General features: G+C 42.5%; 8 protein-coding genes. All 8 read right to left on the bottom strand.

Annotation, left to right across the window (positions count from 1 at the left end; all coding sequences use genetic code 11):
- Positions 1–315: a cytochrome o ubiquinol oxidase subunit IV gene (cyoD, locus tag OCU60_RS22900; protein WP_074371983.1), complete on the bottom strand. Its 315-nt coding sequence runs from the start codon at positions 313–315 to the stop codon at positions 1–3.
- The gene (gene cyoC, locus OCU60_RS22905; protein ID WP_074371984.1) at positions 312–917 is read right to left on the bottom strand and encodes a cytochrome o ubiquinol oxidase subunit III; all 606 of its coding nucleotides are present in this window, start codon (positions 915–917) and stop codon (positions 312–314) included. The genes cyoD and cyoC overlap by 4 nt, the downstream gene beginning before the upstream one ends.
- Positions 907–2,931, bottom strand: a complete 2,025-nt coding sequence (gene cyoB / locus OCU60_RS22910; protein WP_074372047.1) for a cytochrome o ubiquinol oxidase subunit I — start codon at positions 2,929–2,931, stop codon at positions 907–909. The genes cyoC and cyoB overlap by 11 nt, the downstream gene beginning before the upstream one ends.
- Before the next feature lie 7 nt (positions 2,932–2,938).
- On the bottom strand, positions 2,939–3,874 hold the full coding sequence (gene cyoA / locus OCU60_RS22915; RefSeq protein WP_074371985.1) for a ubiquinol oxidase subunit II: 936 nt from the start codon (positions 3,872–3,874) through the stop codon (positions 2,939–2,941).
- A gap of 588 nt (positions 3,875–4,462) precedes the next feature.
- Entirely contained in the window at positions 4,463–5,182 is a 720-nt protein-coding gene (locus OCU60_RS22920) for a YebC/PmpR family DNA-binding transcriptional regulator (RefSeq protein ID WP_074371986.1), read from the bottom strand.
- 86 nt (positions 5,183–5,268) lie between these two features.
- Complete coding sequence (locus OCU60_RS22925) at positions 5,269–5,478, bottom strand: DUF3283 family protein (protein ID WP_059122793.1); 210 nt, start codon at positions 5,476–5,478, stop codon at positions 5,269–5,271.
- Positions 5,479–5,620: 142 nt separating this feature from the next.
- Positions 5,621–5,818, bottom strand: coding sequence for a PA3496 family putative envelope integrity protein (locus OCU60_RS22930; RefSeq protein ID WP_074371987.1), 198 nt, complete (start codon positions 5,816–5,818; stop codon positions 5,621–5,623).
- 554 nt (positions 5,819–6,372) lie between these two features.
- Positions 6,373–8,349 (bottom strand): replication initiator protein RctB domain-containing protein, encoded by a 1,977-nt coding sequence (locus tag OCU60_RS22935; RefSeq protein ID WP_074371988.1) that lies wholly within the window; start codon positions 8,347–8,349, stop codon positions 6,373–6,375.
- Positions 8,350–9,821 lie beyond the last annotated feature (1,472 nt).

Raw genomic sequence — 9,821 nt, forward strand, 5'->3', positions numbered from 1 at the left:
CTACATCATCATATTGACGTTCAGGTTCCACATAATCCAGATAGAACCAGCTATCAGGATCAGAACAACAATCGCGGAAAACACCAGTGAAATAAAATTCCAGCGACCGTCACTCGTCTTGATTTCCATATGCAGGAAGTAGGCAAAGTGAACAATCACCTGAACAATGGCGCAACCGAACAGCACAGCAAATGTCGTCCCGGTCGATAGGCTTTGTGTCGCAGCATAGTAAAAAGGAATAATCGTTAAGATCAGAGAGGCAACAAAGCCAATCACATATCCCTTCACTCCTGAGTCAGCGTGTTGGTTACTCATGATGTCACCCCAACTAAATAAACGAATGTAAATACACAAATCCAGACGATATCAAGGAAGTGCCAGAACAAGCTTAGACAGCCAAATCGAGTTTCGAGCATGTCGGTCAGACCTTTGGTATTCAATTGCCAGAAACACACAAACAACCAAATCAAACCAAAGGTCACGTGAAGACCGTGGGTTCCAACCAGCGTAAAGAACGCAGACAGGAACGCACTGTGATCAGGTCCATAACCTTCAACAATCAAATGATGGAATTCATAGATTTCCATCCCGATGAAGCCGACCCCAAACAGGAAGGTAATCACCATCCATAACTTTAGGGCCCCGATCTGTTTGCGTTTCATCGCAATCATGCCAAAGCCAAAAGTAATACTACTTAGCAACAGCAACATGGTTTCGACAAAAACAAATGGTAACTCAAAGATTTCTTTACCGCTGGGACCACCAGCGGTTGCATTAGCCAGCACTGCATAAGTTGCAAATAACGATGCAAACAAAATGCAGTCACTCATCAGATAAATCCAGAAACCGAACAGCTTGTTACCACCGGTATCATGGTGGTGATCATGTGCGTGAGCTGCAACAGAATTAGCCTGCATAGTTCACCTCCATATCATCTTTCGATTGAGACGCCGCCTTTGCTTTCGCAACTTCATCACGGTGTTCATCTTCAATCGCCTTGATTTCATCCACCTGAACATAATAATCAACATCGTCGTTGAAACTATGCCAGATGCTCGTTACAACAATCCCGATAAAGCCAATAGCTGCCAGCCACCAGATATACCAGATCATCGCGAAACCAAAGACCAGAGCACATGCAGAGACATACATACCAGTCGGTGTATTTTTCGGCATATGAATGGGTTCATATTCGACTTCTTTATCAAGCGAATGCTCACCCTTCTGTTTCTGATACCAGAAAGCATCGATCTCATCCACTTTCGGGATCACCGCAAAATTATAAAACGGTGGTGGAGAAGAAGTAGACCATTCCAGCGTCCGGCCATCCCACGGGTCACCCGTGACATCACGGTTTTGCTCACGATCTCTGATACTGACAACGATCTGAGTCACCTGACACACCACCCCGAGGGCTACAATTGCAGTCCCGACCGCTGCTGTCGCAAGCAGTGGGAAGTAGTCAGCACTGATATCCTGACTCAAACGACGTGTCATGCCCATAAAGCCAAGTGCATACAATGGCAGGAAGGCCAACAGGAAGCCAATCAGCCAACACCAGAAAGCCCGACGTCCCCATGCTTCATTAATCATGAAACCAGTCGCTTTCGGGAACCAGTAAGTAATTGCTGCAAAGCAGCCGAAGACCACACCACCGATAATGACGTTATGGAAATGCGCAACCAAGAAGACACTGTTGTGCAGCACAAAATCAGCACCGGGAACAGCCATCAGAACCCCAGTCATCCCACCAACACTGAATGTAATCAGGAATCCAATCGTCCACAGCATCGGTGACGTAAACTGAATACGTCCTTTGTACATCGTAAACAGCCAGTTAAATATCTTCACCCCTGTCGGGATAGAGATAATCATGGTTGCAATCCCAAAGAAGGCGTTTACATTTGCACCGGCTCCCATGGTAAAGAAGTGATGCAGCCAAACAATAAAGGCCAGAATCGTGATGACAATCGTCGCCCAAACCAGAGACGTATAGCCGAATAGCTTCTTGCGCGAGAAGGTCGCGGTCACTTCAGAGAACACCCCGAAAATAGGCAGAATAAGGATATATACCTCAGGGTGACCCCATGCCCAAATCAGGTTGATATACATCATCATGTTCCCACCCATATCGTTGGTGAAGAAGTGGAAACCTAGATAACGGTCTAACGTCAATAGTGCGATCGAAACAGCAAGAATTGGGAATGAAATAATGATCAGAATGTTGGCACACAATGAAGCCCAGGTGAAAACAGGCATCTTCATCAGTGGCATTCCCGGTGTACGCATCCGCATAATGGTGACAAAGAAGTTCACCCCAGTCAGCGTTGTCCCGACACCCGATATCTGTAGCGCCCAAATCCAGTAGTCAACACCGACCCCCGGACTAGCACCGATACCTGACAGTGGTGGATAAGCCAACCAACCGGTACGGGCAAACTCACCCAAACCCAGTGATAGGTTGGTCAAAATCACCCCCACAACAAACAACCAAAAACTCAGGTTATTCAGATACGGGAAAGCGACGTCACGCGCACCAATCTGTAATGGCACAACAATGTTCATCAAACCGATAACGAGTGGCATTGCCACAAAGAAAATCATGATGACACCGTGAGCGGTAAAGATCTGATCATAGTGATGTGGCGGCAGATAACCGGCTTCACCCGCAGCAGAGAGCGCTTGCTGACTTCGCATCATCACCGCATCGGCAAAGCCACGGATGAGCATGACAAACGCGACAACAATGTACATGAAGCCTAATTTTTTGTGGTCTACCGAAGTAAACCATTCATTCCATAGATACTGCCATTTACCAAGACGCGTTACCCAAATCACGACTGCCAAACCGACAACTGCGATGACAGAGAGGGTAATCATGATAATGGGCTCATGGTATGGAATGGAGTCCAGTGTTAATCTTCCAAACATAATCTCATCACCCTTCATGCTCAGTCATCGAATGATGACCCATTGGTTTATCCATATCCATATCCAGTCCATCTCCCATGTGCATATTCATACTACCTGGGAACTGGGTTACCACAGCGTTGAACAGGCCGTCCGGAATATGAGAATAATAAGTGACGGGAACATCGATGCTTGGCTTCGCTAAAGCACGATAATCAGCGAAATCATGAATCTGCTGTTCAGAAGACTTCACTTTCTCAACCCATTGTTCGAAGCTGGCCATATCCGGTGTTGCCGTTGCAGTGAATTTCATATGTGAGAAACCATCACCACTAAAGCTTGCGGCAATACCTTTATAATCCCCAGCATGATTGGCAATTAAATGCAGACGAGTCACCATACCGGGCATCGCATAAAGTTGGCTACCCAATCGAGGGATAAAGAAAGAGTTCATGATGTTATCTGAAGTCAGCTTGAACTTCACCGGAACATCTTTTGGAAATGCAACATAATTCAGCGTTGCTATTTTCTGTTCCGGATAAATGAACAACCATTTCCAGTCAAGTGACACCACTTCAATTGTCATCGGTTTCATATCACTGACTAAAGGCTTAGAAGGTTCAAGATGGTGCGTTGAACGCCAAGTGATAGTCGCCAAAATGACGATAATAATGATTGGGATCGTCCAGACAACAAGCTCAATCTTTGTTGAATGGGACCATTCTGGTGTGTATTCTGCGTTCGAATTACTTGATCGATATTTATACGAGAAGTAGATCGTCATCAGTATCACAGGGATAACAACGATCAACATCAGGAATAGAGCTGTAATGATCAACTCTTTTACCTGAACACCCACCTCTCCTTTGGGATCAAGTAGCGCAAACTTACACCCTGAGAGCATCAGCACTGTGAGTAACAGTCCGAGTCTCGATATGATGCTTTTATATCGTGAGGCTTCCATTTACTTGTACTTTCTCTTTTTGGCAGAGACCCTGATAACCGACACTTCCTTATCAAGACTCCGCAGTTGTTTTTAATAAGAGTATTTGAATCTGCAACAAATTATCCTTATCTGATACAAATCCACTTAACTCTACGAAATGATGACATTCCACATCCAGCTTATCGAAGAAGATAAATATATTTGTTACAAGAAAGAACACTTTGCTACATCCGACACATCATAGTAACAATACGTCGAGGGGCACTATATTAAAGTGCAATCTTAAGTTACGCAAATCTGACGTTCATAAAAAGCAGATCCGCCACATCTACGAAATCAAAGACATAATCTATTGTTATCTATATACTTTTTAGAACATATTTCACTTTCTGCCAGACATTATCCGCAGCGGTTTTTTTTTTCACTATAATTTATGAACTCTATCACGGAATGCAATGCAATTTATTTTATAAACCGAAGAATACTGAGCGCATGAAAAATCATGATTTGTGATACCAACCGAATCCGAAAGACATAAAAAAACGCCCCATGTCATATCAAGGGGCGTTTTGCAATCCGTTTTGTCATGAAAGTGAGAATGAGCGGCTACTCAATCTCCGCATTATGATAAACCTGTTGGACGTCATCGCTATCATCCAGCAGATCAAGAAACTTCTGGAATTTCTCAGCATCTTCTCCGGCAATTTCAGTCCGGTTTTGTGGCACGAACGTAATCTCTTCCACATCCAAGGTGACGTCAGGGAAAGCCTCAGTCAACGCAGTCTTTGCTTTGAAGAATTCGGTGTGGGGTGCAAATACAGTCATCACACCATCTTCCAGCTCAATATCAGCTACATCAACATCAGCCATGACTAATGCTTCTAACACACTTTCTTCATCATCCCCCTGAAACTGGAATACAGCCTGATGATCGAACATATGCGCAACAGTCCCCGGACTACCAATCTTTGCGCCTGTCTTCACAAAGCACTGCCGGACATCCTGAAAAGTTCGATTGCCGTTATCCGTTAAACAGTCAACAATCACACTGATACCACCGGGGCCAAACCCTTCATAACGAGCTGGCTGGTAATCTTCACCCGCTCCTCCCGAGGCTTTATCCAGCGCTTTGTCGATCACATGTCCGGGAACCTGATCTTTCTTCGCTTTAGTGATCAAGTGTCGCAAAGAAAGGTTGGTATCCGGATCGGCCCCTCCATTTTTTGCACACACATAAATCTCTTTGCCGTATTTGGAATAAACTTTAATCTTTGCGCCTTGACTCTTCGCCATGGAAGCTTTACGCACTTCAAAACTTCTTCCCATCGGGATATTCTCTCTCATTAATTGAACGCGACGGATTGTAGAAAAAACACAGAACCATTTCAATTTCTGCCAGTTCAGGGAGCGGTTTACATCACACCCATGACCCTTTTATATTTATCCACTGATTGTTGAAAGCATGTCTGTTCATCGGTTGTTCGCAACGTTTCCTGATGCTGAGTAAATACTTCAGGCCCTGCCTTTCCTTGTTTCAGTTTCCAGACTAAAAAGGCTGCCTGCTTATCCAACTCGATCCGATTTTTCTCTTCAGCACTCAATTCTGCAAGATTAAAAGACATAAAATCACCCGCCATCTGTAAACAAGTTATGCAATATACCACAGGAATCAAGAAAATTAAGCGCTAACTGAGGTTCGTACCAGCCGCTCTCATGCAGAAAAAAAAGGGCAGCTAAGCTGCCCCTTTTTATCCAATATAAAACTTAATGAAGTAAGCCAAGTTCCCTAGCTTCTTCAAGCGTTAAACCACTTTCACGAATTTCTCTCATCACTTCAATCCGGCGTCGGGCTTCGGCTGACTTGAGGGTTTTCGTCGGTTTTTGCAATTCAACTTCGTCCGTGAAGTCCCATTTATTTGCGATATTCGTCATTTCATCATGGTCGATTGAATTGATAGACATAAACCACCTCCGGACAAACCATGTTAGGGACACGTATTCTATAGCGAAGCTGAAAAACCTTGTTAAGCAAAATTATCCAAGATTGTGATAATGGCTATAGTTCTGTAAAAATATTGATAGATGTAAAAATAAAATTTTGCGTCTATTTTAACAGCGCTGTATTTTTAAAAGATTGCTCTCGATTTTTTGCTTAACTCATTCCCCCGACTCTCCTCGCTCGTTTTCTCTGATTCACATCATATACGGAACAATGATCAAGGGTGTGATTGCATTCATGAAGAGATTCGTCATGGTCGATTGATTTGATGGCCGAGCTGATGTACTCACTTTCTGACAGGCAAAAAAAAGCGAGCATGGGGTGCTCGCGAAAATGCTAAGTATGAATATAACAACATGAACCTAACCAATGACATCGGTAGGATATCGGTTGTCTTTCGAGGTAGAGAATAGCGGTCTCAACACCCGCTTCTGTCAGGAAGATGTCAGAGCTGTGCAAAGACAATCAGGGTTTGTAACCTTGGTTCCATTTTACCGTTCGCCAGTCTTTAAATGCTCTAGATACCAATTGCCACTTCATCAAGCACTAAAAACACCGACTCGTCTAAATGCCCTTCACTAATCTGTTTACACACTTTACGCCGAACCGCCAATCCTGAGATCAATCGTTCAATTGACAAATGTTTATTACGACTACGGGAATTATACAACTCAATGGTCTTGCTCAGAATCTCGTAAGAGAGCACCGTATCACTGACCCTTAGCCAATCGAGCTTATCAATCAACTCCTGACACTCTTCTCGGATTAATGATGGTGAGTGTCCGGTCATCGCAGATAAAGCGCTTATACTGCGTTCCAGAGCCTCTCGTGAGGTATATTTTGATAAGGTGATCGTAATCTCATCAGCATTGATCTCTACCAGATGTTTACGTAACTTGACCCGGCGGCCTAAATTGCCTCTGGGAGATGGTGCTTTACGTTGGATAGGTTCAAATTCCCCATCAATAATTGAAGCGAGTTCTTCCAGTTTCTGCTTAGAGACCATCTCATGGCGAAGTGGATTGGGTAACGTCGGTGCCATATTGCGTTTTCCAGCATTGGTTGTTCTCGCTCTAGAGAAACGCAACACCTCTTCAACATCACATTTAATGTCGACTTCATAATCCGAAATCTTGCCTTTGGTATGAATGGAACGGACAGAAAGATGATATCCCCATAGATTGACGACAAATAGATCATCATCCCCTTTCCCTTCGGATAAACGCCGCAACTCCCGGATCAGATCCATCGAAAAACGTCGCCATTCAATATTACGGGCCAATTTCTGATTCAGCTCAGATAACAGCATGGTTTCATGATGCCGACGGGACATCCGGCTCCGAAAATAAGAATAGAGTTGGAATACCAGCGTATGCTGTTTCAGAATCTCTGGTGGAAACAGGAAAAAGTAATCCCGCGTCAGCAGTTCTTCATAAAATGAAGGTTCCCAAACCAGAATATAGAGATTGGGTTTGATCTTAATCTCGCCATCGGCGCCTTCAACTGGGGCTTCTTCTGAAGCCGTGATCGTTCGGGCCAAAAAGCGGAAACGATCACTTTTAAATCCTTCCGGCATATTTTCACTGAGCCAACGACCGGTGAGTTCATGGAGCTGAAAGTCAGTAAATTCAATGCGATCAATACTGTCCCGAATAGAATCTCTCGCCGGCCCGCTATCCTTCTTGCCCCGAAGTGACAAGATATCTGTGATATACAGCGGTGTCTTATTCGGAATTTGTTTGGCGTTCAGATGATATTCTTCACGCTGATGATCATGGTATTGAACCGTTAACGTAAACAGGGCAAACAGCGTCATCAGATCATCAACAGTCATAATATTTTTGGATGATCTTGTTTCGATCACAGCGCGAGTCCCAGAAATTGAGACCATTGATTTCTGGTAACTCTTACGTGTTCTTGGCGGTGCCAATGCTTGATCGATAATGCCCGCCCAATTGGTCGGTGAGACCACAAATTGATCAGCTTCATCTTTGATTGCAGGGGGCGTATTTAATCCATATTCATTTAACAGGCGCTGATTCACTTGTGTTTGTGCCAGCGCTTTTGAGCGTTTTTGTTTCTCTGATTGTTTTACCGATTCGGTAATCAGGCTGGTGGCTCCCAATGATGAGATCAACTGACTGGGATTAATAAACTTATGCAGCATTGTTTTGCCTGCCAAACCTTCCTCGAACCGAACAGGGATTTGTTCAAAGAGGCCAATACTGACAGCTGCGCGTAATCGCTGTTGAATTGCGGCTCTGGTTAACTGTCCATCAGCAGCTTCAATCAACTCTGTTGTTGAAACTAAGCCATCCTTACTACTCATGCCTTTTAGAGAGACTAAATTCAGTAGTTCAATGATGCTTCTGGTCACCCCTTTAAAGTGCTGATACTGTTCTATCCAGTTGATCGATGCTTCCGATACTTGAAAGAGATGTCCATCTTTATGATTTCTGGGAGCTTTGATTAATATTTTTTCGTGGGTGCTCATATTCCTGTCCATATCACATTTGATGTAATATTGATATTTTTCCGAGCTTATAGAAAAAGATTCTATAAATAAAGAAAAAAATTATTGCTCTTAAAAACTGATCTTTATGATTATTACTGATCTTAAATGTTTATATGATCTTATGATCTGGGCAAGAAAATGCTTGTAATCAATTGTAATAAAACAATATTTTTATTTGGTTTCTGAAAGCATGATCATGGCTGGTCAGGAACGATGATCAATTAGATATTGAAAGCATGATCATTAATCGACTGAAGCATGATCATTTGTATTTCGGAATCATGATCATTATCTTTTTTGAAGCATGATCAAGATGGATACACAACTTATCCACATGCTTGATCTGCTGGTTATTATTCGTCAGATGATATTTTGCTTTAATTCTGGACAACCCCGTAAGCATGATCAAGGTGTCTTGTTTCTCCCTTCCCTTCTCTGACGATTTTGCTGACTTTTGGGGAATCAAAAGACACATTTTTTTGGGAGATGACTCGATATATGTCACGTTCAGTCGTCACGTAAGCATGATCAAGGATGATTAGGGCCTACTTTCCTGAAAGTCTGTCATTTCAATTTAGCGACCAATCTAAATAAATACGACGGATCCCCCAGTTGAATTGACACCTTCCGTAGTTATAGCAAGAAAACTCATGCTTCCGAGATAAATTATTCTTGATCATTGTTCCGACTATTTGATCATAAGATCATAAATGAATTCACTGAATTTACATGACTCATATCCCTTGATCATGCTTCTATTTTTTCTCTGGCTCTTGGAACAATGATCAAGGTGTTGTGCCATGATCATTGTTCCGATGGGTTGCTTACCGTTTTATTGTCCATCTGTTGTGTGATTCATTTGATTAAATGACGATTTACGACTGATATTTTTCGTTATTCTGGCATTTCTGCTGTTTTTTTTGACAGAATAAAACTAATTATTGATGAATAAGTGCCCTTTTTAAGGGATTCGGCTTGCAAGATATTCGGATTTTCAGCATCTTAGCGAAAAGAAACGTATAAAATGTTCGCAATTAATACTGATGATAGCAGTTTGGAAATATCGTATGCAGTTGAAATCACAATTACCGTAAGTATCGCGCATCTTTCAATCGTTCCGGTATCGTGATTGATGGTCATCGATGTGTATCACGGTCTATTGTTTTGGTAACCTCATCATCCTGGATATTATTCTCCTTATAGAGGAAGCTGTTCATTTTGATAGGAAGAATGAAATTTACAATGTAAAATGTGACAATGTAACACTTTTATGAAATGTTGTTTTTAAGGTAGAGATGAATCAATTTTTTGATGTGAATTTTCATATTTTTCATTAAATCGTCTCTTAGTAGACACTTAACTGTGATATTAATCTAAAATTGATCGTACACCTTTTTATTGTCAACAAATAAAATTGCTGTACAATGGCGTTATGTCACTCATTATGGATC

The organism is Vibrio spartinae (assembly GCF_024347135.1).
In the GTDB taxonomy this organism is placed as follows: domain Bacteria; phylum Pseudomonadota; class Gammaproteobacteria; order Enterobacterales; family Vibrionaceae; genus Vibrio; species Vibrio spartinae.